The organism is Streptomyces sp. NPDC005266, from assembly GCF_040607655.1.
In the GTDB taxonomy this organism is placed as follows: Bacteria; Actinomycetota; Actinomycetes; order Streptomycetales; family Streptomycetaceae; genus Streptomyces.
On sequence record NZ_JBEXHC010000024.1, the window covers coordinates 49,050 to 74,335 of the forward strand.

At 70.2% G+C, this 25,286-nt stretch carries 16 protein-coding genes and 2 pseudogenes; 8 read left to right on the forward strand and 10 right to left on the reverse strand.

Annotated features, from left to right (window positions below):
* Positions 1–88 precede the first annotated feature (88 nt).
* Both ABZU99_RS30095 and ABZU99_RS30100 read left to right on the forward strand, forming a co-directional pair.
* The gene (locus ABZU99_RS30095; protein WP_355952868.1) at positions 89–268 is read left to right on the forward strand and encodes a hypothetical protein; all 180 of its coding nucleotides are present in this window, start codon (positions 89–91) and stop codon (positions 266–268) included.
* Between the two features lie 125 nt (positions 269–393).
* Complete coding sequence (locus tag ABZU99_RS30100) at positions 394–2,250, forward strand: HEXXH motif domain-containing protein (protein ID WP_356048881.1); 1,857 nt, start codon at positions 394–396, stop codon at positions 2,248–2,250.
* Positions 2,251–2,280: 30 nt separating this feature from the next.
* Here the strand turns inward: ABZU99_RS30100 and fxsT are convergent, their stop codons facing one another.
* The 5 genes from fxsT to ABZU99_RS30125 all read right to left on the reverse strand — a co-directional run bounded on the left by fxsT (position 2,281) and on the right by ABZU99_RS30125 (position 11,781).
* Positions 2,281–6,798, reverse strand: a complete 4,518-nt coding sequence (gene fxsT, locus ABZU99_RS30105) for an FxSxx-COOH system tetratricopeptide repeat protein (protein ID WP_356048883.1) — start codon at positions 6,796–6,798, stop codon at positions 2,281–2,283.
* Positions 6,791–7,897: a MoxR family ATPase gene (locus ABZU99_RS30110; protein WP_355952877.1), complete on the reverse strand. Its 1,107-nt coding sequence runs from the start codon at positions 7,895–7,897 to the stop codon at positions 6,791–6,793. Before ABZU99_RS30110 ends, fxsT begins: the two co-directional genes overlap by 8 nt.
* A 38-nt stretch (positions 7,898–7,935) precedes the next feature.
* Positions 7,936–9,561: a hypothetical protein gene (locus ABZU99_RS30115; RefSeq protein WP_355952880.1), complete on the reverse strand. Its 1,626-nt coding sequence runs from the start codon at positions 9,559–9,561 to the stop codon at positions 7,936–7,938.
* 219 nt (positions 9,562–9,780) lie between these two features.
* Complete coding sequence (locus ABZU99_RS30120; RefSeq protein ID WP_355952884.1) at positions 9,781–11,115, reverse strand: MFS transporter; 1,335 nt, start codon at positions 11,113–11,115, stop codon at positions 9,781–9,783.
* Positions 11,116–11,319: 204 nt separating this feature from the next.
* Positions 11,320–11,781 (reverse strand): SRPBCC family protein, encoded by a 462-nt coding sequence (locus ABZU99_RS30125; RefSeq protein WP_355952887.1) that lies wholly within the window; start codon positions 11,779–11,781, stop codon positions 11,320–11,322.
* Positions 11,782–12,181: 400 nt separating this feature from the next.
* On the opposite strand from ABZU99_RS30125, the gene ABZU99_RS30130 reads away from it, so the two are divergent.
* Entirely contained in the window at positions 12,182–13,201 is a 1,020-nt protein-coding gene (locus ABZU99_RS30130) for a glutathione S-transferase C-terminal domain-containing protein (protein ID WP_356048886.1), read from the forward strand.
* Positions 13,202–13,571: 370 nt separating this feature from the next.
* Here the strand turns inward: ABZU99_RS30130 and ABZU99_RS30135 are convergent.
* A pseudogene (locus ABZU99_RS30135) lies at positions 13,572–13,931 on the reverse strand (ROK family protein); the annotation flags it as partial.
* On the opposite strand from ABZU99_RS30135, the pseudogene ABZU99_RS30140 reads away from it, so the two are divergent.
* Together ABZU99_RS30140 and ABZU99_RS30145 are read left to right on the forward strand one after the other, a co-directional pair.
* Positions 13,827–14,143, forward strand: a pseudogene (locus ABZU99_RS30140) (alpha-amylase family glycosyl hydrolase); the annotation flags it as partial. The pseudogenes ABZU99_RS30135 and ABZU99_RS30140 overlap by 105 nt on opposite strands.
* Before the next feature lie 454 nt (positions 14,144–14,597).
* On the forward strand, positions 14,598–16,442 hold the full coding sequence (locus ABZU99_RS30145; protein WP_356048888.1) for a glycoside hydrolase family 9 protein: 1,845 nt from the start codon (positions 14,598–14,600) through the stop codon (positions 16,440–16,442).
* A gap of 87 nt (positions 16,443–16,529) precedes the next feature.
* Here the strand turns inward: ABZU99_RS30145 and ABZU99_RS30150 are convergent, their stop codons facing one another.
* Positions 16,530–17,144, reverse strand: coding sequence for a helix-turn-helix domain-containing protein (locus ABZU99_RS30150; protein ID WP_355954720.1), 615 nt, complete (start codon positions 17,142–17,144; stop codon positions 16,530–16,532).
* A 133-nt stretch (positions 17,145–17,277) separates the two neighbouring features.
* On the opposite strand from ABZU99_RS30150, the gene ABZU99_RS30155 reads away from it, so the two are divergent.
* The 3 genes from ABZU99_RS30155 (at position 17,278) to ABZU99_RS30165 (ending at position 21,595) form a co-directional block, all read left to right on the forward strand.
* Positions 17,278–19,488, forward strand: coding sequence for an MMPL family transporter (locus tag ABZU99_RS30155; RefSeq protein WP_355954718.1), 2,211 nt, complete (start codon positions 17,278–17,280; stop codon positions 19,486–19,488).
* Between the two features lie 222 nt (positions 19,489–19,710).
* Entirely contained in the window at positions 19,711–20,721 is a 1,011-nt protein-coding gene (locus tag ABZU99_RS30160) for a beta-ketoacyl-ACP synthase III (RefSeq protein WP_355954715.1), read from the forward strand.
* Positions 20,722–20,845: 124 nt separating this feature from the next.
* A complete protein-coding gene (locus ABZU99_RS30165; protein ID WP_355954712.1) occupies positions 20,846–21,595 on the forward strand; it encodes an SDR family NAD(P)-dependent oxidoreductase in 750 nt (249 codons plus the stop codon).
* 105 nt (positions 21,596–21,700) lie between these two features.
* On the opposite strand, the gene ABZU99_RS30170 is transcribed toward ABZU99_RS30165, so the two are convergent.
* The 3 genes from ABZU99_RS30170 to ABZU99_RS30180 form a co-directional block, all read right to left on the reverse strand.
* Entirely contained in the window at positions 21,701–23,701 is a 2,001-nt protein-coding gene (locus ABZU99_RS30170; RefSeq protein WP_356048920.1) for a BTAD domain-containing putative transcriptional regulator, read from the reverse strand.
* A gap of 409 nt (positions 23,702–24,110) precedes the next feature.
* Positions 24,111–24,452, reverse strand: a complete 342-nt coding sequence (locus ABZU99_RS30175; RefSeq protein ID WP_355954709.1) for an antibiotic biosynthesis monooxygenase family protein — start codon at positions 24,450–24,452, stop codon at positions 24,111–24,113.
* The gene (locus tag ABZU99_RS30180) at positions 24,449–25,285 is read right to left on the reverse strand and encodes an SRPBCC family protein (RefSeq protein ID WP_356048892.1); all 837 of its coding nucleotides are present in this window, start codon (positions 25,283–25,285) and stop codon (positions 24,449–24,451) included. The genes ABZU99_RS30175 and ABZU99_RS30180 overlap by 4 nt, the downstream gene beginning before the upstream one ends.
* Position 25,286 lies beyond the last annotated feature (1 nt).

Genomic DNA, 25,286 nt, shown 5'->3' on the forward strand with positions numbered 1-25,286 from the left:
AGACGCGGACTACCCGTCGCTCCTGCGCTGGGACATGATGGGGGAAACGGGAGGAGTCAAGGCCCGGAATCGGGGAGGTCATCGCGGGATGGATCGGCATGGGACCGTCATCGAGTCGGAACTGCTCGATCTGACGGGCGTCAGTTTTGAGAACCTGCGCGCACGGTGTGGTCTTGAGTGGGATCAGATAGAACAGCGGCTGCTGGCACAGCTCTGCGGCCCGGCCACTGTCCTCGCCGGTGACACCAACAACAGTTGGACCATGTGACATCTGGTGACAGGGGCGGCGAGGAGCTTTTCGGGCGGGACCGTCATCCGTCTTCGGCACGTGCTCCGCGGCATGGGCTTCCCCCGCGCCATTTCGACGCACTGGCCGCCGGTGGTGGCGGGGCGGTGGTCATCGCCCACCTCTGGGACGCGGAGCGCAGCCATCGGCTGCTTCTTCTGGGACTCCTGATGACCATGGCGGCTGATCGCCCGGATGCCGTCGGCCCCTTGGCGCCCCTCGATCACGCATGGGATCTGCTCAGCGCGGCCGAGCGGCAGAGCCGCGCGGTGACCGACGACATCCTGCTGGTTCCCGAAACCGGCGTCTGGCTCCAGCACACGCTGCGCCGATTACACGGGGGCCGTGCTCCACTGGACGAGGATCCACCCCTGTGGGTGGACACCGGGCATCTGCACCTCATCGCCGCGGCGTGTGCGGTACGGACCGGCCTGCCCTTCTCCCTCCGCCTCCCCTCGCGCGCGGGGGCGGTCTGGCTTCCCTCGCTGGGACGCGCAACCCTGCCCGGCGTGCCGGGCCCGGGGGCCGCGCCCGCGCGGGCGGAGTTCGACGGGCACGTGCTGACTCTGCACCATGGCGGCGAAGCGCTCGAGGTCCCCTTTCACTCACGGCGGGCCGTCCCCGGATGGCAGCCTCCGGCCAGGCTCGCACTCGAACTCCCGGAAGGGCCCAGGGAGATCCACCTCAGTAACCTCAGCCCCTATCGCATCCTTCCCGCGGACGCCGCCGGACAGCGCTCACCGTCGTCGGAGGAGCCTGCCGATCACTGGGCTGATCTGCTGGAGAGCGCCTGGCCCCTGTTGCGGCGCGCCGATCCGCAGGCGGCCGAGGATGTCGCCGCCTGCGTGCGCTCCATCGAGCCGCTGCCCCCGGCGACACCCTTCCGCTGGCACAGCGCCACGATGGGTGACGGCATGGGAGGGCTGGCCGCTTCGGCGCCGACAGGGTCGCAGCCCGCGGCCGCCGCCCAGTTCGCGGCGATCCTCACCCATGAGGTCCAGCACAGTAAGCTCAGCGCCCTGATGCACATGTACTCCCTGCACACGCAGGAGAGCAGGCCGCGCCTGTACGCGCCATGGCGGGACGATCCGCGGCCGCTGCGCGGGATGGTGCACGGGGTCTACGCCTTCGCCGCCGTGGCCCGGTTCTGGCGCGGATATGTGCTCGGCGGTGGTGCGCCCCCGGACGAGGCGGCGCTGGCCCACTTCGAATTCGCCCTGCGCAGAGGCCAGTTACTACGGGTGCTGCCCTCGCTGTGCAAGGACCCGGAGCTGACCCCGCTCGGCCGCCGGCTGCTGGGACAGCTGGCCGAGACCGTGGCGGACTGGACGGACGCCTCTGTTCCGGACGGGCTTGTCCTCGAGGCGGGGCAGATCGTCGACGATCACGCCGTGAGCTGGCGTCTGTACCACCTCGTACCGGACGCGTCGCTGGTGGCGGAGATGGCCCGGGGCTGGCTGGCGGGTGACCGTAGCGGTCGTCCATATCCGCACACCGCTCCCTGGTGTGGATGCCCGGCGCCCAGTCTGGTGCCGGACCCCACCGGCCGGAACCTGGACGCCCGGGCCGTACTGCTGCGGATGCGGCTGATGGAACCCGAGCTCGCGAAACTCCGAGAGGCTCCCGAACGCCTCGGCGCGACAGTCGAGGGCGCCAGGCCCGCCGACCTCCTTCTCGTCTCCGGGGACAACGCCGCCGCGCGGGAGCTGTACGTGCGGGAGATCAGCGCCGGGCCGGGCCCGGCGCCCGGCGGTGGCGCGGCCTTCCGCTCCACCGCCGGTGCCTGGGCGGGTCTTCGCCTCGCCCTGGATGCCTCCGGCGGGCACGAGGCGGCTGGCCGGGCGCTGCTTCGGTGCCCGGAACTGGTCCGTGCGGTGCACCGGGCGATCGGCGAGGCCACGGGAGAGCCCGTGGATGCCGTCGCCGTCGCCGCATTCATCGGTCGTACCGCGGCGCCGGCCTGAGACCGGCGCCGCCGGCCCGCCCTCGGCGGGTCAGAGCGGCATGGGGTCGGCATCGCAGTTGGCACGCCGCCAGGCCGCCGCGTCGGCGCAGGCGGGGTGGCCTTCGCCGAGTGTGGTCTGGAGCTGCTTGACCGCCATGGTGTGCAGCCTCTCGGCCTCCTCGTTCCGGCGCAGCGCCCTGAGATCACAGGCCAGGTTGCCCATCACGACCAGCGCCGTCGGATGCATCTCGCCCAAGGTGCTCTTGATCACTTCAAGGTTGCTGCGGTCGAGTTCGGCGGCTGCGGCGGCGTCGCCCTGCACGAACATGTCACTGGCCAGGTTGGCGGAGGCGATCAGCACATAGGGGTGGGTGTCGCCGACGGCCTCCCGGGCCCGCCTGAGCGCCGACTCGTTGACGGTGCGGGCCGTGTCCACCTTGTTGACCAGCCGCAGGGTGATGGCAAGGTCCATGTCGGCGGCGGTGGTGTCCGGGTGGCCCTCGCCGAACACTTCCTCGTACAGATCCCGGGTCGACTGCCCCAACTGCATGGCCTCCTCCAGCGACCCCATCTGCCGTAGATCCACTGACAGGTTGAGGGAGGCGATCAAGGAGTCCGGACTCCGCTCGCCGTAGCGCTCGGTGAGCGCCGTACGGACGGGCCTGCTGAGCTCGATCGCCCCGGGATGGTTTCCCGCCTTGCGCCGGGAGACCGCCAGCCGTCCCACCGCCCGCAGCGTGTTCGGGTTCGTCTCGCCGAAGACTCTGCGGAACCCTCCCACCAGATCCTCGAACATCCGTGCGGCCAGGTCGTAATCGCCCGTCTCGCGCCGGTCGAGGGCCAGGCCCATCTCGGAGAGCAGGCTGTCGAACGCCTCCTCGCCGTACAGCAGGACGTTGCGCCGATGAGTCTCCTGGTCCAGCTCCAACGCCCGGTTGAACTGGCCGGAGGTCCGGAGGGCGACGGCCATGTTGTGGGAGTGGATCAGCGTCAGCGGGTCCTCGTCGCCGTACGCACGCACGGCCCGCTCGTACACCTCCTCGGCGATCTCCACGGATCCCCGGAAGTCGCCCTGGGCACGGCGGTCGGCGGCCACCTGACCGAGGGTGGAGAGCAGCTCCTCCTCCGCGTCGGAGCCGAGCTCCCGCACCTCTCCCAGCATGCGCTCGCTCAGCTCCGCGGCCTCCTCGTAGCGGCCCATCCGCCACAGCACGTACCACAGATCGCGGCAGAGCAGCAGGGTGTGCTGATCGCCTTCCCCGTACTTCTCCTTCCAGGCGTCGTACGCCTGCTGGCCGAAGTCCCGCGCGGCCTCGTGGTCGCCCCAGTAGTAGAGGTACTGGGCGACGTTGATGATCATCTGCCGCGCGTTGCGGGAGTCCGACTCCACGGCCCTGGAGACCACCACGTGCGGGTACAGGTCGGCGAACCGCCCCCAGTGCTCGGGGTCGCGGGGCTGGCGCGGGGCGTTGGCGGCCAGCAGCATATGCGCGCCGCGCCGCATGCGCTCGCGCTGCTCCTCGGTCATCCGGGCGATCAGTACGGCCTGCACCAGACGGTGCATCTGGATGGAGTTGTTGCGGTGGTCGATCTTGGCCAGGGAGTAGCGGTTGATTTCCCGGACGGCACGGCCCAGCCGCAGTGGGTCGGTCAGCGCCCGGTCCAGGTCGGGGGCGATGGGCTCGACGGCGGCGCCGGAGAACAGTGACCTGGCCACCGGCTCGGACGCGAAGTACGCGCAGATCTGGAGCAGTTGCAGAGCCGCCGGGTTCTTGTTCGCGAGATGGTCCAGCGAGACGTTCCAGGCGGTGGCCACCGTCTGCTCGTACTGGGTCGGCGGGGACACCGACATCAGCTCGGCCCGCTTCTCCTCGAAGAGCCGTAGATATTCCGCCGCGGGCATTCCGGTCTCGGCGCGCCAGGCCGATGCCTGCTCGACCGCCAGCGGCAGATCGCCGAGGACATCCGCGAGCTGGTCCGCCTCCTCGTCAGGGAGGTCGGGGTTGCGCCGCTGCAGGAGCTGGATGCTCTCGGAGCGTTCGAACACATCCACCTCCAGCGGATGGGCCAGCGTGTTCCACTGCGGATTGCGGGAGGTGACCAGGATGGATCCGGAGGGACCGCCCTCCGGGCTGCTCGGGAAGAACTCCTGCACCGATTCCGGGCTCTCCGCATTGTCGAATACCAGCAGCCAGTTGCCGTACGGGTTCCCGGTGCGCAGTGCCTCCAGGACGGCAGGCACCGCGGTGATGGCCTCGCCGGTCACCGGCAGACGCAGCCGCTGGGCGAGTTCCACCAGCGCCTGGGCGATCTGAGTGGGCCGCTCCGCCGGGATCCACCAGACGATGTCGTAGCGGGAAGCATGTCGATAAACGTATTCCAGGGCGAGCTGGGACTTGCCGACACCACCCATGCCGTGCAGCGCATGCGGAAGTACCGCGGTCGGGCCGTCGCTGAGATCATGCTCCAGGCGCTCCAGCAGATCCTCGCGCCCGGTGAAGACGAGGTTCCGCGGCGGCATGTTTCCCCAGATGGCGGGGCGCGTCGATGGCCCGGAGGAGCCTCGGTCGAGCGGCGCGCCCGATTCCGGCGTCGTCGCGCCCTGGGAACCCGCGGTCAAAGTCGTACCTCCTCGATGTGCACCGTCGCCGCCTACACCTCCCTGCTGCGAGAGGGCAGGCGTCTCGGGCGTTCCTGGAATATTCACTGTGACAGGGCCTTCGTTGTGTTCGGCAGGGTTGCTCTCTCCGCGCGCCGTTGGGCCAATCTGCTGATCCGATGAGGCGCAGGCAGTGCGGATGACGCGCTGAATGCGACGAGCGCGGCGCAAATGGGTCCCGGACAAGGCATCCAGGACAACATGCTCGATTTCTCGGAAATGCAGGTTCTCCCCGGTGACCTCGGGCTCTCCCGGGACGTCCTCGCCACTGAGGTGGATGAGCAGCTCGCGGGCGGCACCGCTGTGCGGCGCCAGGATCTCGGCGGCGATCCTCGACGCCATCTCGGTCGCCTGCCGGGTGCTGGAAGCGAGCAATTCCTCACGCACTCCCTCGCCGAAGAGAAAGGAGTCCCCGCCGCTCCCCGGCATGGGCTCGACCAGACCACTCATAAAGAATTCAGCCAGATGGGCCGGGCCCGTCCGGGGGAGCGTGCGGCACTGTACGGCGTACATGACGGGGAGGTCGAGTGGGACCGCGGCCAGCCGGGTGGCCAGGGAGAAGGCCTCCGGGGAGGCCCACACCCGGAAGCGGGCGACGCGCTCCGCGGCGCCTGCGGGGGTCCTGGCGTACTCGGGCCGTACGGAGGGGGGTTCGGGCCGGTGCGGAGGCACGAGGAGGGCGGCCACCTCGGTCCAGCGGGGGCCTTCCCCGGCGATGAAGCGGGCCCAGGGGGCGATCCACTCGTCGGCGATCTCCAGGACGGGCACGGGCACCGGGCGCCGGCCGCCGAGCGCTTCCGGTGGGGGCGTCGCGATGGGGGGTTCGGTGAACTCCCAGTCCATCGGGGCGCTGGCGCCCCAGGGACCGGAGGCACGCAGCCGGACCCGCCGCGGGTCGAGGGCGGTGCGGTGCCACAACCGCTGCGGCAGGGTGTGGAGTACGGCCACGGGCTGATGGCGGCCCCACACGGCCAGCACGTCCTGCACGGCGCCCGCGCGCCAGGCGGGAGCGAGGCCGTCGGTGAGGACGAGGATGATCCGGCGCCCGGTGGGGTCGACCAGGCTCCTCGGCGGCTGGGCTCTCGACCGGCGGTCCGGCCCCCGCAGGACAATCCCGCCCGGGTGGTCGGAGCGGGTGTCCAAAAAACGCAGCCGCAGATCGCGGAAGCCGCCGTGGCGGCGCAGCGCCGCCGCGAACCGCCGGGCGAGGGCGGCCCAGAGCATCATGTGCGGGCCCGCGTCGACCACCAGGGCCGCGTCCCAGCGGGGCTCACTGCCCGGCCCCATCACCGGGGGCAGACCGGGAGCTTCGGCCAGCCGCTCGGCGGTCGCCTCCTCGTCCAGCTCTTGATGGAGCACCGAACGGACGCACTGCCGCAGGGGGCGTAACGCGTCCCCGACCCGGATCATGTGGACGCCGTCGGTCACCCTGGCTCGCGGCCCGGACCCGTGCCAGGCCCGGCCTCCGGGCGCGGGGCCATCGACGCGAGGGGGCGGCGGCGCTTGCGAAGGCCCCGTTGGTGGCGGGCGGTGGGCCAAGGAGTGGAGGAGCGGATCGGTGTCCTCGCCCGTCGGCGGTGGGGCATCGGGCGCCGGACGTTCGTCGGTGGGTGGCGGCTCGTGATCCGTCCCGTCCGATGGCCGAGCGCCCGGCCGCGGAAGCTCGGGCTCAGAATCGGGCTCGGGTTCCGGTACGGCGGGCTCCGGCTCCCCGGGGGCAGGTGGCCCATCGGGGTCTGACGGCCCGGCCAGCTCCGGGTGGTGACGGGCCAGCCACAGCGCGTCCGCCACCTCCCACCACCGCAGCCCGCCGACGGGCAGGCGTCCGTGGTCCGGGGAGGAGGTGGCCGGGGCTTCCGCCGCACCACCCGTCCCGGTCCGCTCGGGTACCGACGGGCGTTCAGGCACTCGGTTCCGCCCCGTCGGCGCGTACGTCGGGACTCAGGGGATGCCAGATCGCGCTGAGGACGGCCCGCCACTCGGCGTCGTCGCCCTCGGCATGCGTGTACGCGCCGGAGGTCGCCAGGTGGGCGGCGTTGAGCAGCTGATCGGCCGCCAGGCCGTTCACCTGCTCGCTGCGCGTCATGAAGTCCTGGACCAGCCTGTCGTGCATGTGCCCCAACTGGTCGGCGAAGTGCGCGGCGACCAGCTCGCCCAGTGCCTCCGGGCCGGGGTCCGGTATATCGAATCGGAGGCAGCGGCGCATAAACGCCTCAGGGAACTCCCGCTCCCCATTGGAGGTCATGATGACAATGGGAAATGAACGAGTTGTGACGAGGCCCTCTGTAATGGGAGCGGTTCTGCCCGGATCCGCGGTGTGGACGATCACTTCGGGGAACTGGCGCTTCACTCGTACGAGTGGTGGCACGGCGTACCAGCCGTCCTCGAAGAGCGTGAGCAGATCGTTCGGGAGATCGGCGTCGCCCTTGTCGAGCTCATCGATGAGCAGGATCCTCGGTAAGCGATGCGGGAGCAGCGCGGTGCCCAGCGGACCGAGCTGAATGAACTCACCGATGTCCACGCGGGCTTCGTCGTCGCGGAAAGCCGTGTCGCCGGAGTCGGGGCCGTCCGCCGCGCCGCACCGCTGCCGCGCCGCGTACCATGCCTGGCCCGCCTGCGCGCGCCCGATCACGTCGTATTCGAAGAGCCCCGAGGCCAGGGTCGACCGCGAGGTGATGGGCCACTGGAGCACCCTGCCCAGCCGCAGCTCACGGGCGATGCGATAGGCGAGGGTCGACTTGCCCACGCCGGGGCGGCCGGTGACCAGCAGCGGGCGCCGCAGCAGGATCGCGGCGTTGACCAGGCGGACTTCCTCCGCCGAGGGCCTGCGCGCCGCACCGACCGGGCCGAGCCGCCGGTCGGCCTCGTCGTCGTCGGGCGGCTGCGGCAGACAGGGTCCGCCCTGGAAGGTCCGCCAGCGCGGCCCCTCCGGCCACCGGCGCTCCTCGTACGGGACCTCGGGCAGCACCGCGCCCGTCCCGTGGTACAGGAGCTCGCTCGTTGCCACGGGAGCACCAGCCGCCTCTCCGCTCCTCTCCGGCGTGTTCAATCGATCCCCCCTACGAAAGTGGCGGGAGCACATGGCCCGCCGTCGAGGAGCAGTTCGGGGTTGTCCCAGATCACGCTGAGGTCCCTGACCGGGTCTTCCCGCGAACCATTTCCACCAGCGGCACAGTCGCTCTTCCACTGTCTCGCACGCTCGGGAAGCTTCGCCAGACCGTCCTCGGCCAGTCCTTCGCGCACCACACTGCGGAAGGCCTCCGACGCGCTGTCCTCGCGATGGTGGATCAGCACGGGGACCCCCAGGTCCAGTGCCAGCCGCAGCTCCCGCAGGCCCAGACCGCTTCTCGGTTGCGGGGGCTCGCTGAGCACCATCGCCACCACCTCATCTCGTCTCCCGACCCGCGCGTCCAACAACGCGAGGTGCTCGTCCGTGGAGCGGCCTTCGGCGTCACACCAGTGGACGTCCGCCTGCTCGGGCCGGCTCTTCCAGCGGGCCCAGCGCATGCGCCAGGCGTGGTGGAGCTCGCGTCGCTGAACCCGCTCCAGGCTGTGAATGAATATTTCGTGGTACTTGCTCAAAATCGGGTTGGCGTAGCCCAGCTGGGGGTTGCGATTCCACCACTCAACGGGCTCGTTCAGCAGCTCGGTCGGCAAGAAGAACTCCAGCACCACTTCTTCGGCGCGCGACTGCCACAGCTCCGCCATCCGGGTCAGCAGCTCCGCGACGGCCACGGGGATCTGGCTGCGCGGCACCAGGTCGCGGGGCTCGCCCTGCGGCTCCTGGTGCAGCCCGGAGGATTCCGCGTATCGCACCCGGGCCGCGAGTCTGTAGCGCGCCTCTCTGCGACCCTGTCTTCTGCGCTTGGCGTCCACGGGGGTCAGATCGGGTGCCACCTTGACGAACAGCCTGATCACGGGGCGCTCCGGTTCGGAGCCGAGCCCGTCCACGCTGCGGCCGCCCAAAGGCAGGGCATCCGCGGTGCGGCCGCCGGCCAGGCCTGCGCGCATCGAGATCAGTCCGTCGTCGCCGTCCGCGACACCCCACTCCTGGGCGAAGTGATCGTTCCACGCGTACAACTCGCCCACCGAGGAGGCCAGGTCGGGGTGGAGGGCGAGATGCTCCAGCAGGGCCATGCTGGGCGGCAGCCCCCCGGGCGGGGCGTTGCGGCAGGCCAGATGGAGGAAGGCGTGCCAGGCGGTGGGGCAGTGGGCAGGGAGGCGGAACCGGTCCCCGCAGACCTCGGCGACGATCGCGCTCAACTCGGGTATGCCTATGTCGAGCGCCTGCCGCAGCGCCGCCCAGTCGCGTCCCCGGTACAGATCGGCCGCGTTCCACTCATCGAGCAGGGGCTGCAGCCGGTGGGTGAGGGCCGGAGCCACGAAGCCGGTGATCTCCAAGAGCACCTCCAGGCCCCCGTTCCGGTCGCCGCAGGCCCGTACTGCCTCGAAGAACTCCTGGTGGGAGGTTGGATAGGGCTCCAGCTCCAGCCCGCCGAACGCCTCGGACAGCTCTCGCCGCCACTGGTGCCGACCGCGAGCGTCGGCCAGTGCCACCGACCCTCCCAAGACAGTCACCATCTCCGCCAGCACCCGGCGCCGCGCACGGCTTTCCGCGAACCGCTCCGACACGTGCGTCCCCCCTCGCACCCGACAAGCGCGCTCCGGCATCGCGCTTATCCGGCATACCCATCGTCGCGAGCGTTTAGCGTAGAGGCACGATCGGCTTACTGGACACTATTCGTGCATGGAACACGGTGTCCGGGACGTGCCACCTTTGCCAGGGCCTCTGGGGACGGCTCCGCGGTCGATGTCGTGACGCCGTGGCGCCGGCGCGGAAGGACCGGGCCGGCGCCGAGGCAGCCGCGGCTGCGGCTCGGACGGTCCAGGTCACTCCCGGACGGCTGCCCGTTTTGCGAGAATTCTGATCGATATGAGGGCGATCACGGCGAGGCCGATGATGTAGCCGGAGACGGCCATCGAGGTGCCCGTCGCCTCCAGCAGCAGCACCATCACGAACGGCGCCAGACCTCCGCCGAACACCGCGGCGATCTGGTAGCCGAGCGAGGCGCCGGTATAGCGCATCTCGGCGGTGAACAGCTCGGCGAACAGGGCGGCCTGCGGCCCGTACATGATGCTGAGGAAACAGCTCGTGACGAACGTGCCGACGGCCAGCCACAGCAGCGACTTGGTGTCGATGAGCAGGAACAGCGGGACCGCCCAGACCAGCAGGCCGACCGCGCCCGCCGCGTAGATCCGCAGCCGTCCGATGCGGTCGGAGAGCGCGGCGGCGGCGGGTATCAGCGCGAGCTGGGTCAGGCTGACGCAGAGCGAGACGGTGAGCACCGACTCGCGGTTCATGTGGAGTTCGCGGGTCGAGTAGTCCAGTACGCCAGTGATGATGATGTAGAACGTCGCGGTGTTCACGGCGAAGGAGCCGCCGGCGAGGAACACCGTGCCGAGGTGGGTGCGCAGGATCGTCCGCAGCGGGGAGCGGGGCTCGTTCTTCTCCTGCTCGGCCAGTGCCTGTTCGGCCTCGCGGAACTCGGGGGTCTCCTCGACGCGGGTGTGGATGTACCAGGCGAGGGCGAGGACGAGGAGGCCGACCAGGAACGGCACCCGCCAGCCCCAGGAGGCGAAGCTGGCGTCGTCGGTGAGGGCACCCGCGGTGAGGAACACGGTGTTGGCCGTGACCACGCCGATCGGCACCCCGAGCTGCACCAGGCTGCCGTAGAGCCCGCGCTTGCCCTCGGGCGCGTACTCGGTGGCCATCAGCATCGCGCCGCCCCACTGGGCGCCGACCGCGATGCCCTGCATGACGCGGAGCAGGACGAGCAGCAGCGGTGCCGCGATGCCTATCGTCTCGTACGTCGGCAGGACGCCGATACCGGTGGTGGCCAGGCCCATCAGGGTGAGCGCGAGGACGAGCATCGGCTTGCGGCCGCGCTTGTCACCGAGCTGGCCAGCGATGATGCCGCCGATGGGGCGGGCGAGGAAGCCGACCGCGAAGGTCGCGAAGGCGGCGAGTACGCCGGTCGAAGGGCTGCCTTGGGGGAAGTAGAGATCGCCGAGGACGAGAGCAGCGGCGATGCCGAAGACGAAGTAGTCGTACCACTCGACGGCGGAGGCGAGGGTGGCCGCGGTGGCCACGCGGCGGCGGTGCCGGTCGGGGGGAGCGGTCGCCTGCGCCGTACCGGCGAGCGGGGAAGGGGGTGCCGTGTCCATGCGTGCACACTCCGATAGGTGCGGGGACGAGGAGTGCGGGGACCGTACCGACCGGATGGTATGGCGGTCAACGGTTCGCACAGCAGGAGTTTTTGCTCGGGCATTACTCGCCGGTAGTGACCACTGCCGGGCGCGGGCCCCGTCCCGGCCCGTTCGCCGCCACCCCGCACCACCTGGCCTCTTCGCGGGCGGGTCCCCCACCCGCTACCCGCGGGATTCGACCAGTCGGGCGAGATTGTCCAGGGCCATGCGCGTACCCAGTTCGTTGTCTTCGCGGGGTACGTCGTCGGGGACGCCCTCGTGCACCATCACGATCTCCGTCCCGCCGCTCACCTCGGTGAGCGACGTGGTCAGCGTCATCGTGCCGCGCAATGCGCCGTCGTCGGTTTCGAACTCCATCACCTCGACCACCAACTCGTTGGGAAGGAGCTTCGCGAAGTGGCCGCGGTACGTGTCCGTGTGCGCGCCCGACTTTCCGCAGCCCAGCGGCTCGTCGTAGGTGAGGGACACGCGGAAGGTGCCGCCTTCGCGAGGATCGAACGCGTGCACATGGCTGGTCATGCCGCTGGGCACTCGCCATGCCGCTACCGCGTCCGGGTCGATGAGTGCCCGGTAGACCGTCGCGGGCGACGCTTGCACACGTCGCGAAACCTGGGTGGCATACATGAAACCCAACGTACGGGTGGCGGCGGACCTGTGATGGCGAGGACGCGAGCGGAGGAGGGCCGCGGGACGCCGCCCGAACCGCGTCGCATAACGCTCCGGGGGTGTGGAACAGGGTAGGTGTTGAGCCCGCCCCGTGGACGCACCGCCCCGTGGACGCACCGTCCCATGGACGCACCGCCTCACAGACGCACGCCCCACAGGCGCACCGCCTCACAGGCGCACCGCCTCACAGGCGCACCGCCTCACAGGCGCACCGCCCCGTGGACGCACCGCCTCACAGGCGCACCGCCCCACAGGCGCACCGCCCCGTGGACGCACCGCCTCACAGGCGCACCGCCCCGTGGACGCACCGCCTCACAGACGCACCGCCCCACAGACGCACCGACAGGAGAGGGTCGAGTTGAACACCGCAGGCCAGGAGACACCCCGTGAGGAGAAAGAGTTCACCCGGTCCGGTCCGCACTTCTCCGACCGGATCACGGCCGACGGCCGGGACGGCTGGCCGGTGGAGGCCGGCCGGTACCGGCTGGTGGTCAGCCGGGCCTGCCCCTGGGCCAGTCGCGGGCTGATCTCCCGGCGGCTCCTCGGCCTGGAGTCGGCCCTTTCCGTCGCGGTCACCGATCCCATCCAGGACGAGCGCAGCTGGCGCTTCACCCTGGATCCGGGGGACCGGGACCCGGTGCTGGGCATCGCGTTCCTCAGTGAGGCGTATGACGCCCGCGAGACCGGCTGTCCGGGCGGCGTCAGCGTACCCGCGATCGTCGACATCCCCAGCGGCAAGCTGGTCACCAATGACTACCAGCGCATCACTCTGGACCTCGCCACGGAGTGGACCGCTCTGCACCGGGAGGGTGCCCCGGACCTGTACCCCGAGGAGCACCGCGACGAGATCGACGAGGTGATGGAGGCGGTCTACCGCGATGTGAACAACGGCGTCTACCGGGCGGGCTTCGCCGCGAGCCGGGGGACGTACGAGGATGCGTACCGGCGCCTGTTCGCCCGCCTGGACTGGCTCTCCGAGCGACTGTCCAGGCGGCGGTACCTGGTCGGCGACACCCTCACCGAGGCCGACATCCGGCTGTTCACCACGCTGGTCCGCTTCGACGCGGTCTACCACGGCCACTTCAAGTGCAATCGCAACAAGCTCAGCGAGGACCGGGTGCTGTGGGCGTACGCCCGGGACCTCTTCCAGACGCCGGGCTTCGGCGACACGGTGGACTTCAACCACATCAAGCGGCACTACTACCAGGTGCACGCCGACATCAACCCCAGGCGCATCGTCCCGCTCGGCCCCGACCTGTCCGGCTGGCTGGCCCCGCACCAGCGGGACGAGCTGGGCGGCCGTCCCTTCGGCGACGGCGCCCCGCCGGGGCCGATGCCCGCGGAGGAAGCGGTACCGGGGGCGGGCCGGGCCGTGTGAACGGTCGTGTCCGTCGCTGCGGAGCCCCGTGAACGCGTCCGCCAGGGCTCGGGCGCCCTCGCGTACGCCGTGGACCGGGAGCAGGCGGGTGGCCGGGAGGCCGGGCAGGAGGTCGCTGGAGAGGCAGACGAAGACGGCCGTATTCGCCCGCGCGAGGTGGACGAGGGTGCCGCGCAGTATCCCGGTGGCGAACGCGTCGCCCTCGCGTACGGCCGCGGCCGGCCCCCGGGTGTCGAGAGCCTCCGCGCGGACCGTCGCTCAGAGCGGCGAGCCGGGAGCGGGCGAATCCGGCGCAGTCGGCGACCGCCGCCCGGCGTGCCGCCGCGAGGACTCCGCGCCCGGAGGTGATGGCGCCCAGGTGGCCGGAGGCCCCGCGGTCGCACAGCGGCGCGCCGGGCGAGGCGTCGCACACCCAGTGGCCGAGCTCTCCGCCGTGGCCGTCGGCGTCCAGGAGTATCTCGCCGCCGTGGAAGACCTTGTTGCCGGTGCCGGAGCCGATGGTCAGCAGACAGAACGGCTGGGGCTCGGCGGCGGCGCGGCGCCGGGCCGCCGCGGTGAGATCGTTCACGACGGCGACGGGGACGCCGAGGCGCTCGGTGAGCAGTCCGGCCAGGAGCGGTGATTCGCCCTTCGCGGCTACGCGTCGCGCGGCGGACCGGCGAGCGGGATGTCCGGCGTCTTCGCTCAGGACTACCGCTACACCACCGACAAGGCCAACGCCTACGAGCAAGTGACCTTCCTCGGCAACCACGACATGGGCCGTATCGGCGGCTTCCTGGTGAAGGACAACCCGCGGGCGGACGAGGCCGAGCTGCTCGGACGCGACCTTTTCGCCCATGAGCTCATGTTCCTCTCGTGCGGCAACCGCGTCGTCTACTCCGGAGACGAGCAGGCTTCACCGGCGCAGGCGGTGACAAGGACGCCCTTCAGTCCATGTTCGCACCGGGCCATCGCGGCGCTTTCCCAGCAGGTTGCCCTTGTCCGGCAACCCCTCTGCCCGTCTGCCCGAAGCACCTGCTCAGCGCTATACGCCGTAGCCATACGCCGTAAACGCACCCCTTGAATTCCGTCGCAGGCCGCAGAGCCGGATACCTCAAATGAAGTAGATGGAATTCCCTCCATTGATGTACTCGAATTTCGGCTAAGCGTACGAAGCTGCAGGCCAGGTCATTTCCATAGCCTCTTGGGAGTGGGCCCCGGGTGATTTCCCGGCCTTTCTGTCACTCGCTTCGGGCGAGGCGACGGCCCTTTCGCTGACCACACCCGCAGTCGCGGCGGCGATCTCATGCCGTGCTGCTGTGTTGCCTTTGCTCCCTCTCGGAAGAACTGAGCCTTGATTCATTCTGCCCCCCGAGTACGTCCTGCCCTCGACCAGACCGGCCGCCGCCGTCAGCGCATGCTGGGTGCGGCGGTCGCAGCAGGCCTGACGCTGGGCGCCGTGACCCCTGCGGCAGTGGCCGTGGCGCACCCCGCGCCGCGCGGTGCCGAGGCGCCCGGCCCCAAGGTCGACACCGGCTCTCCGGTGCGGGTGAACCAGGTCGGTTATCTGACCCATGGCCCGAAGAAGGGCACCGTCGTCACCAGCGCCACCAAGCCCCTGAAGTGGACGCTCCGGGCCGCCGACGGCACGAAGCGGGCGAGCGGGACCACCACCTCCGCAGGCGTCGACCCGAGCTCCCGGCAGAGCGTCCAGACCTTCGACTTCAGCAAGGTCACCCACAGGGGCGAGGGGTACACCGTCACCGTCGGCGGGAAGAAGAGCGAGCCGTTCACCATCGGTGACAACCTTTACCGCTCGCTGCGCAAGGACTCGCTGGCGTACTTCTACCACAACCGCAGCGGCGTCAAGATCGACGCGGACCTGGTCGGATCCAAGTACGCGCGTCCCGCGGGCCATGACAAGGCGGCGCCGCACGGCGGCGACACCCGGGTCCCGTACCAGGACGGCGGCTCCGAATACCGTCGGAATGTCTCCGGTGGCTGGTATGACGCCGGTGACCAGGGCAAGTACGTCGTCAACGGCGGTATCTCCGTGGCCCAGCTGATGTCCGCGTACGAGCGCACCCACACCACCAAGGGTGCCCACGCCAAGCCGCTGGGCGATGGCAAGCTCCGGGTGCCCGAGCACGGCAACGGAGTCCCGGACATCCTCGACGAGGCGCGCTGGGAGATGGACTTCCTCATGCGCATGCAGGTGCCCAAGGGCAAGCCGCTCGCCGGCATGGCCTTCCACAAGATGCATGACAAGCAGTGGACCGGGTTCCCGACACGGCCGGACCAGGACAAGCAGCAGCGTGTGCTGCGTCCGCCGTCCACCGCGGCCACGCTCAACCTGGCCGCCGCTGCCGCGCAGAGCGCCCGCCTCTTCAAGCCCTACGACGCGGACTACGCAGCCCGGTGCCTGCAGGTGGCCAAGACCGCCTGGGCCGCGGCCAAGGCACATCCGAAGATGTTCGCCGGCGACCAGGACTCCACAGGCGGTGGTGCGTACGGCGACAGCAACGTCAGTGACGAGTTCTACTGGGCCGCGTCCGAGCTGTTCATCACCACCGGTGATGACGCCTACCGCAAGGCGTTCCTCAAGTCGCCGCTGCACGGCGACGTCAACGCCCTCTTCCCGCGCGGCGGCGGCCTGTCCTGGTCCGCGACCGCGGGCCTCGGGGCGCTGGACCTGGCCACGGTGGACAGCAAGCTCACCGCCAAGCAGCTCGCCGCCGTACGCAAGACGGTGACGAAGGCCGCTGACCGTTACGTCAAGGACTCCGCGAAGTCGGCCTACGGCGTTCCGTATGCGCCGATGGGCGGCAAGTACGAGTGGGGCTCCAACAGTCAGGTGCTGAACAACATGGTCGTACTCGCCACCGCCCACGACCTGACCGGTAAGCCCGGTTACCGTGACGCGGTGCTGCGTGGCATGGACTACCTGCTGGGCGGCAACCCGCTCAACCAGTCCTACGTCACGGGCTACGGCGAACGGAACTCGCACAACCAGCACCACCGCTTCTGGGCGCACCAGATCGACCGCAAGCTGCCGAACCCGGCACCCGGTTCGCTGGCCGGAGGCCCGAACTCCGGGCTGCAGGACCCGGTTGCCCAGAAGAAGCTGAAGGGTTGTGCCCCGGCGATGTGCTACACCGACGACATCATGGCGTTCTCGGTCAACGAGATCACCATCAACTGGAACGCACCGCTGGCCTGGATCTCCTCGTACGTCGACGACCTGGGCCACGGCAGGAGCTGACCCGCCCGGGTCACCTTTGGCGCGGCGCCCGCACTCGCGGGCGCCGCGCGCGTCGGTGAATCCTGTCGGTGGTCCCGCCGATATCGGTCACCCGGTCCGTGGTCCGCTCGGCATAGGTGCGTTGAGCACCGCCAGGGCGATGGAGACCAGCAATTCCCGTTCGGTGCCGGAGAGCCGGGGCGGGCCCGGCTTCGGGGCCGCCGTGGCGGACTGCTGACGCCTCGCGTGCGTCGACATGATGCCCACCCGGATCGCGCCGAGCGCACAGCGGCAGCGCAGCAGCATCGCCGGGTCGTCCGGGTCGGCGATGAGCTGTTCCAGGCGGGCCAGCCGCCGGCCCAGGTCGTGCCGGTCGACCAGGATGCGCAGTGCGGTGGGCTCGGTCGCGATGGCCTGGAGGGTGCGGCCGCTGTCCTCCAGGACGGCGATGATGCCGCGGACCAGCTCCTCCTGGTCGAGCCCGGCGCCTTCGGCCTGGTCGGCGAAGTGGTCCAGGCCGTCCATCACCGGGCCCACCAGGGCGGAGAGCAGCTCCTCCTTGGCCGGGAAGTGGTAGTAGAGGGACGCGCTGGTCATTCTCAGGTGCTGCGCGATGTCGCGCATCGAGGTGCCGGCGTAGCCGCGCTCCGCGAACAGCGCGCTCGCGGCGTCGAGGATCCGTTGCCGGGTGACTGCTGCGGTGCTTCCGGCGGTCCGGGCCATCTCTCTTCCCAATCTCGTTCCGCGGCTGAGGGGGTGTCCAGGTGTCTCACACATGTCGTGTCGTCACTTGGGCGCGTTGGCATGCTACCTTCGGAACTATTAATCGAGCGGACGATTAATTATGGGGAGAGGCATGGCCACCCTGGCGCGCTGGTGCTACCGGCATCGACTCCTGGTCCTGTTGATGTGGCTGCTGGCGTTCGGCGGCATCAGCGTGGGCGGCCAGGCCGCCGGCGCCGCCTTCGCGAATGTCTTCTCCGTCCCCGGCACGGAGTCGGAGAAGGCCCAGGACCTCATCAAGTCCGCCTTCCCCGAGCGGGCCGGCGACATGGACACCGTCGTCTGGCATGTGGCGGACGGGAGCGTCCGGGACCGCGCGGTACGCGAGCGGCTGTCCGAGGCGCTCGGCAGGATCGGCCGACTCGACACGGTCGGGCAGGTGACCAGTCCGTACTCGGCGGCGGGCGCCGCTCAGATCAGCCGGGACGGCCGTACCGCCTACGCCAGGATCACCTACCACAAGACGGCCCAGGAACTCTCGGCGGACGAGGCCGAGCGCATCGTCGATACCGCGGCCACGGCCCGTACCCACGGGGTGCGAGTGGAGATCTCGGGGCCCGTCGCGGAGAAGACCGAGGAGACGCAGGCGGGCAACATCGCCGAGTTCGTGGGTCTGGCGGCCGCCGCGATCGTGCTCTACCTCGCTTTCGGGTCGCTGCTCGCGATGGCGCTGCCGCTGATCTGCGCGGTCTTCAGCGTCGGCACCGGCGTGATGGCGATCCGGCTCCTGTCGCACGGCGCCGACGTCCCGGAACTGGCCGCCACCCTCTCGACGCTGATCGGCCTCGGCGTCGGGATCGATTACGCGCTGTTCATCATCACCCGCCACCGGCAGGGGCTGAGGGCGGGCCTCGACCCTGAGGAGGCCGCCGTCCGGGCGCTGAACACCTCCGGCCGCGCGGTGCTCTTCGCCGGCGGTACGGTCTGCATTGCGCTGCTGGGACTGCTGGCGTTGCGGCTGAAGTTCCTCACCGGTGTCGCGATCGCCACCACCTCGATGGTGGTGCTCACCATGGCCGCGTCGGTGACGTTCATGCCGGCGCTGCTCGGCCTGGTCGGCAAGCGGGTGCTCAGCCGCCGTGAGCGGCGGCGGATGGCCGCGGAAGGCTCGGGCGAGGAGGAGCCCCGGGGGATGGCGGTGCGCTGGGCGGCGTTGGTCCAGCGCCGTCCGGGCAGGCTGCTGACCGCCGCGGCGGCCGTGCTCGCCATCTTGACGATCCCGTTCTTCTCGCTCCGGCTCGGCATCTCCGACCAGGGCAACCGTCCCGAGTCGAACACCACCCGCAAGGCGTACGACATGCTGGCGGAGGGCTTCGGCAAGGGCTTCAACGGGCCCCTGCAACTGGTGGCCGAGGTCGGCGGTCAGGGCGACACGGCGGCACTGCGGAAACTCGCCGACACCGTACGCAGCGACGCGGACGTGGCCTCGGTGGTCATGCTGCCGGCACAGCCGGGCGCGAGGACGGCAGTGGTGCAGGTGATCTCCAAGACCGCCCCGCAGTCAGAGGCGACCTCGGATCTCATCTCACGGCTGCGCGACAGGGCGATTCCGGCCGCCGAGCACGGCACGACGATGCGGGTGCACGTCGGTGGCCAGACCGCGACGTTCGACGACTTCGCCACCGTGATGCTCGGGAAGCTGCCGTGGTTCGTGCTGATCGTGGTGGCGCTCGGCTTCCTGCTGCTGCTCGTGGCCTTTCGCAGCCTGGTGATCCCGCTGACGGCCGCGGTGATGAACCTGCTCGCCGCGGCGGCCGCATTCGGTGTGCTGGTGGCGCTCTTCCAGTGGGGCTGGCTGTCGGAGCCCCTCGGGGTCGGTGGGGCGGGTCCGGTCGAGGCGTTCCTGCCGACGGTCATGCTGGCGGTGTTGTTCGGGCTGTCCATGGACTACCAGGTGTTCCTGGTGAGCCGGATGCACGAGGAGTGGGTGCACTCCCGTGACAACGGCAGGGCGGTGACCGTGGGCCTGACCCATACCAGCCGGGTCATCAACGCCGCGGCACTCATCATGATCTGCGTGTTCTCCGCGTTCGTCTTCCGCAAGGAGCGGATCATCTCCGAGTTCGGAGTGGGCCTGGCGGCGGCGGTCGCGCTGGACGCGTTCATCATCCGCACCGTGCTGGTGCCCGCCGTCATGCGGTTGCTGGGCACCGCCAACTGGTGGCTGCCCCGCCGGCTCGACAAGCGGCTGCCGCATCTGGCGGTCGAGCCCACGGAGCCGCCACCCCTTCCGGACCGCCGTCCCCCCGCGCCGACCAAGACCACGGACGTGTCGGCCAACTGACGCCGACTGCAGACCAACTGACGGCCAACTGGACCGCCTGCTGACAACTGACGGTGTGCCGGTCGCAACGGCACTGATTCCCCCAGCCGCAGCTTCCCGCTGGGGGATCGGTGGTGGACGGCTCGTTCCGCTGCTGGTGACGGTCGGCCCTTCGCGCCATCGGTCCGCGACCCGGCCCTGCGAGCATCACGCCGCAGGTGGATCCGTACCGGAGGAGCGCAGATGTCCCAGTTGTCGTTGTCGCAGTCGGCTCCCGTCGGTGGCAGCCGTATCCGCGGCGTCGGAGCGTACCGGCCCGCGCGCGTCGTCACCAATGAGGAGATAGCCCCCCGGATCGGGGTGGCTCCCGACTGGATCGCGCGCCGGTCGGGCATCCGCACCCGGCGGTTCGCCGGGCCGGACGAGCCGCTGGCGGCGATGGCCGCCACAGCATCGGAGAAGGCCCTGGCCGCGGCGGGCCTGTCCGCCGGCGAAGTGGACTGTGTCCTGGTCGCGACGATCAGCCATCTGCTGCAGATGCCCGCGCTCGCGGTGGACGTGGCGCACCGGCTCGGCGCGGCGCGCGCCGCGGCATTCGACCTGTCGGCGGCCTGCGCCGGGTTCTGCCACGGCGTCGCCATCGCGGACTCCATGGTCCGGTCGGGCGCGGCCCGCAACGTCCTGATGATCGGGGCCGATCGGATGACGGATGTGGTGGACCCGAACGATCCGGCCACCGCCTTCCTCTTCGCGGACGGCGCGGGCGCCGTTGTCATCGGCCCGTCCGAGACGCCGGGCATCGGCCCGGTGGCGTGGGGCGCGGACGGCGATCGCATGGATGCCATCACCATGACCGGCCACTGGACACCCGGACTCCGCGAAAACCACGACCTCCCCTGGCCCTATCTGTGCATGACGGGCTGGAAGGTCTTCCGGTGGGCCACCGAGACCATGGGCCAGGCGGCGCGCGACGCCGTCGAACGGGCCGGGCTCACCCCCGCCGAGCTGTCCGCCTTCATCCCGCACCAGGCGAACCGGCTCATCACCGACGCGCTGGTCAAGGACATCGGGCTGCCCGCAGGCGCGGCCGTCGCCCGGGACATCGTCGACAGCGGCAACACCTCCGGCGCCTCGATCCCGATGGCCATGGAGCGGATGCTCGCCTCGGGCGAGGCCCGGTCCGGGGACACGGCACTGCTCATCGGGTTCGGCTCCGGGCTGGTGCACGCCGGGCAGGTCGTACTCCTCCCGTAGAGCGTGTGTGCGGACATTCCGGTGGCGGCCCGCTGGTGCCCTGCCCCCAGTCCCTGACCAGCGGGTTCAGGGAGGATCCGACCCGTAACCATCCCGCCTCGTATGCGACCTTGGAGTGGCTCGTATGAATCTGACCCTCACCGGCAAGCACGCGCTCGTCACGGGCGGCAGTCGTGGCATAGGCCGGGCCATCGCGCTCGCCCTCGCCCGGTCGGGCGCCACCGTCCTGGCCTGCCACCAGAACCCCAGCGCGCAGGCCGACCAGCTGGCCGCCGAGCTGAAGGAGACCGGCGGAGACCACCAACTGGTCCGGGCCGATGTCAATGACCCGGCCGATGTCGATCGGCTGGTGTCGGAGGCGAGGGCCCGCTACGGGTCGCTGGACGTCGTCGTGCACAACGCCGGCGTGATCAGCCATATCCCGCTGCCGGAGCTGGAGCCGGCCGAGTGGCACCGGGTGCTGAACACCAGCCTGACCGCTGCCTTCACGGTGGTGCAGAAGACCTTGCCACTGTTCGGGGAGCGGTCCTCCGTCGTACTGATCGGTTCGCGGGCCGCGGCCCGCGGCATTCCGCTGCGCAGCCACTACACGGCGGCGAAGGCGGGGCTGGAGGGGTTCGCCCGCTCGGCGGCCATGGAGCTGGGCGGCCGGGGGGTGCGGGTCAATGTGATCGCCCCCGGAGTGATCGACAGCGATGACACCAAGGCGATCCCGGCCGAGCGCCGCGCCCAGTTGATCGCCCGCTACCAGGCCATGACGGCGCTGGGGCGGCTCGGCGAGACGAAGGAGATCGCCGGCGCCGCGCTCTTCCTCGCCAGCGATCTGTCCTCCTATGTGACCGGTCAGACGATCAACGTGGACGGCGGGATCTGATGCCCCGCGGCCGTGTCACGCCGGTGAGCCTTCCCGGTGTGACACGGCCGCGTTCCGCGGGCGCAGGGCGAGTCCGGGTGCGGAAGCGGCGTGGCGGGGGCGGTGTCAGTTCCCGGCCAGCCGTTGCAGTGCGTAGGCCCTGACCAGCTCATGGACGCAATAGCCCATCGGGCCGTCCTGGGCGCCGGTCGTCTGGAGCAGATGGCGCTCGGCGAGCCGGGCGAGCACACCCTCGGCGCTCAGCAGATCGCAGCCGAGCTGCGCGGCGGCGTCCTCGGCGGTGAACGGACGGCCGGCGGCGCGCATGGCGAACAGCTGTATCGCCAGCCGGTCCCGCTCGTTCAGCTGCCGGAACCCGGTGTCATAGGAAGCGCGCAGGTCGAGGCCGGGGAGACTGGACTCGTCCAGGCGGCGGCGGGGGTCGGTGAGCCGCTCGGCGAACTGGCCGAGCGGCCAGCCCGGCAGCCGGCAGAGCCGGGTGCCGACCGCGCGCAGCGTGAGCGGAAGCCCGCCGCAGAGCTTGACGATGCGGTCGACCGCGGGCGGGTCCTCCCACACCCGCTGGGGTCCGATGATCGAGGTCAGGAGCTGGTATGCCTCGTCGTCGGGCAGCGGGTCCAGCAGCACCGGCTCGGAGCCGGCCAGCCCGTGGGCGAGGCTGGTGACGATGACCGCGCAGTCGCCGCTGCCCGGAAGCAGTGACTTGACCTGGGCCGTGGTCGCGGCGTCATCGAGGAAGAAGAGCAGCGAACGGGAGGCACAGCGGCTGCGGAACAGCTCTCCGGCCTCGTCGATGTCGTCGGGGAGAGCGGAGCGGTGCTCCCCGAGCGCGGCGAGGAAGCGGTGCAGCACGGTGCGTGAGTGCACCGGATCGGCGCTGCCGCCGCGCAGGTCGACATAGAGCTGACCGTCCGGGAAGCGGTCGCGCACCCGGTACGCGAGCCGGGTGGCCAGGGCCGTCTTGCCGACGCCCGGCATGCCGGTGATCCACAGGACAGGCAGCGGGGCGTACTGCGCACGGCATTCGGCCAGGCGGCTCTCCAGCCGGGAGAGCACCTCCTTCCGCCCGGTGAAATCCGCGATGTCGGAAGGCAGTTGGGCCGGATGCGGGACGGACGGGATCAGCTGGGCCGGGCCGGGCGCGGCCAGTTGGACCGCGGTCGCGATCCGCGCTCCGGCGACCTCCACCAGCTCTCCCTCCCCGCCGTCGCCGGCCGTGGCGGGCCCGGACACCGTGTCGGCGCCGTCCGGCACGGTCCGCACCGGGCGCAGCTCCAGCTCGGGTGAGGGCTCGGCCCCGATGTGCAGTTCGGGTTCGGGCGCGAGTATGGCGCTGTGCAGTCGGGCCAGCACGGGCGAGGGCTCCAGACCCAGCTCGTCGATCATGCTCCGACGGAAGGTCTGGTACATCTCCAGGGCTTCGTGCCGACGGCCCGAGCGATACAGGGCGATCATCAGCTTGGCCTGCATCCCCTCGTCGAGGGGGTGGGTGGAGCACAGCGTCTTCAGCTCGCTGATCAGCTCGCGGTGCCGGCCGAGCTGAAGCTCGGCCTCCAGCCGCAGCTCCAGGGCGCGCGTCCGGCGCTCCTGGAAGCGGGTGATCTGAAGGCCGAGCTGCCCGCCGGCCTCGACATCCGCCAGCGGGGCACCGCGCCACAGGGCCATGGCATCCGCGAGCAGTCCGGCGGCGGCCTCCGCGTCTCCGCCGTCGAGCGCCTTCTGGCCTCCGGCGATCAACTCATCGAAACGGTGCACGTCGAGGACGCCGACAGGAATGTGCAGCCGGTAACCGTTCGGTTTGGTGTGGAGCGAGACGTCGCCGTCCCCGGCCACTTCAAAAACGTTCTTCCTGATCTTGTAGATATATGACTGGAGAGTAGCAAGCGCGCTCGCGGGAGGACGGCTTCCCCAGAGCTCGTCCATCATCTCGTGTATCGCGACAATCCGGTTCTCGGACACCAGCAGAAGCGCCAATAACTGGCGCAACTTGGGTGCACTCGGCGTTAACTCACGATCTGCACCGCCGCTCACCTCCAAAGGCCCCAGCACACGGAATCGCACCTCAGCCACATGGTTCATCCCCATGATCCCCCTTACTGAGCGCATCGCCTCAGCTGCGACAATCTCATTCCCGGACCCCCGCCGGATGATCACCTGGAGGCGAGTGACTCCCCCTCGGCGGAATAATGCGTTCTACCGCCCGCTGAATGGGAGTCCTGAACCGGCGAGCCCATACCGTGAGTCAGCCTAGTCTAGTGACGGCCGGGTCGTAGGGAATTTCCCTGTCGTGTCGGAGGGATAAACTCCTCAATGACTTGTGTCTACGTATCCCGCCTGTCCCGTGCGGCTCACGTTTATCGAAGACGCGTGGCGAATTCTTTGCACGTGCCAGGTGGACTTTCCGCCGCTTTCCGCGGTGCCCGGCTCGGCCGCCCGGCCGGCGGACCGCTGGGATCGTGGATGAGGTGAGGCAGCGGCACCGTCGCCGACGGTGCCGCTGCCAGGGCCAGGATCCTCATTCCGAGTACGCCGCGACCACCTCATAGACGGCGAAGGGCATCCCGGCCGGCCGTGGGTCGGCGAACTTGCGGATCGGTGCCGTCTGACCCTTGTGCCGGACGCCCTCTTCCCACTCCAGGAACGTATGCCGGTCCTTCCACTCGCTCAGCACCGCGAAAAGAACCCGGTCCTGTGAGTCGCGGAGCAGCTCGTTACGGATCAGACCGGGCGTACCCCGCAAAGCCTCGCTGGCTTCGTGGTACGCCCGTACCAACTCCTCCACCGCGCCCGGGCTCTCATCCGTCACCCGTAGGTAGTTGACGACCCGGACCGTGCCCCACTCGGCACTGGCGCTCACCGCGCACCGGCCTTCACCATCTCCGCGACGACATCGGTGGTCACCATCGAACCCTTCGTCCGGAACGGCTGCAGCTTGCTCCGGTGGCCGACGTGAGCCTCACTGCGCTCGAACGCGCGGAAGCGCTCCTCGTCTATCCAGTCGCTGATGATGTAGTAGACGCCGGGCTCGTCGTGGCTGCGCATCAGCCACTGGCCGAGGTTGGCGGGCTGGCCGGTGATGACCTCGCCGATCCCCCGCCACGCCTCCTCGAACTCCTTCTCCTTGCCCTCCGCGATCTCGGCGCGCAGCAGCACCCTGAAGACCGGTCCGCGCTTGCCGCTTGCCGCCGAGGTGTCCGTCATGCCCTCTTTCCCCTCCGCCAGGCCCGCGCGGCCGCCGTCGGCCCGCGCGGCTTTTTCGACCAGCTTCTTGATGCGGGCCATTTCCTTGACCGTCTGCCGGTTCAGATACGCCTCGGCGCCGCGGTCGTCCACCGGGGCGGACGGCTTCATGGTGAACTCCTGGATCCAGCGCATCCGGATGCCGCGCGGATCCGCCGTGTATTCCCAGCGGATGTTCATGTACTCGAACATGGCACTGTCGAGCCGGCGTGCGCTGACCGTACGGCTCTTGGGGTCGGCGGTCCGCTCGGAGACCCAGCTGTGCTGCTTCCCGTCCTCGTCCGGCTGGGTGGTGAGCCGGAACCGGACCGTGTTGCCCTCGACGGCCAGGACCTCCGACGTGGCGTACTCGGCGAACAGTTCGGCCCAATGGGAGACATCGTTGGTCATGTCCCAGACGAGTTCCATGGGCGCGTCGATGACGACGGAGTTGTCGGTGCGGCCGGCCATC

What these genes read in the sequence shown, in the direction of transcription:
- ABZU99_RS30095 (WP_355952868.1), top strand. Translation starts at nt 89, where the DNA reads ATGGATCGGCATGGGACCGTCATCGAGTCGGAACTGCTCGATCTGACG.
- ABZU99_RS30115 (WP_355952880.1), bottom strand. Translation starts at nt 9,561, where the DNA reads ATGCCGGAGCGCGCTTGTCGGGTGCGAGGGGGGACGCACGTGTCGGAG.
- ABZU99_RS30120 (WP_355952884.1), bottom strand. Translation starts at nt 11,115, where the DNA reads ATGGACACGGCACCCCCTTCCCCGCTCGCCGGTACGGCGCAGGCGACC.
- ABZU99_RS30125 (WP_355952887.1), bottom strand. Translation starts at nt 11,781, where the DNA reads ATGTATGCCACCCAGGTTTCGCGACGTGTGCAAGCGTCGCCCGCGACG.
- ABZU99_RS30145 (WP_356048888.1), top strand. Translation starts at nt 14,598, where the DNA reads ATGCTGGGTGCGGCGGTCGCAGCAGGCCTGACGCTGGGCGCCGTGACC.
- ABZU99_RS30150 (WP_355954720.1), bottom strand. Translation starts at nt 17,144, where the DNA reads ATGGCCCGGACCGCCGGAAGCACCGCAGCAGTCACCCGGCAACGGATC.
- ABZU99_RS30155 (WP_355954718.1), top strand. Translation starts at nt 17,278, where the DNA reads ATGGCCACCCTGGCGCGCTGGTGCTACCGGCATCGACTCCTGGTCCTG.
- ABZU99_RS30160 (WP_355954715.1), top strand. Translation starts at nt 19,711, where the DNA reads ATGTCCCAGTTGTCGTTGTCGCAGTCGGCTCCCGTCGGTGGCAGCCGT.
- ABZU99_RS30165 (WP_355954712.1), top strand. Translation starts at nt 20,846, where the DNA reads ATGAATCTGACCCTCACCGGCAAGCACGCGCTCGTCACGGGCGGCAGT.
- ABZU99_RS30170 (WP_356048920.1), bottom strand. Translation starts at nt 23,701, where the DNA reads ATGCGCTCAGTAAGGGGGATCATGGGGATGAACCATGTGGCTGAGGTG.
- ABZU99_RS30180 (WP_356048892.1), bottom strand. Translation starts at nt 25,285, where the DNA reads ATGGCCGGCCGCACCGACAACTCCGTCGTCATCGACGCGCCCATGGAA.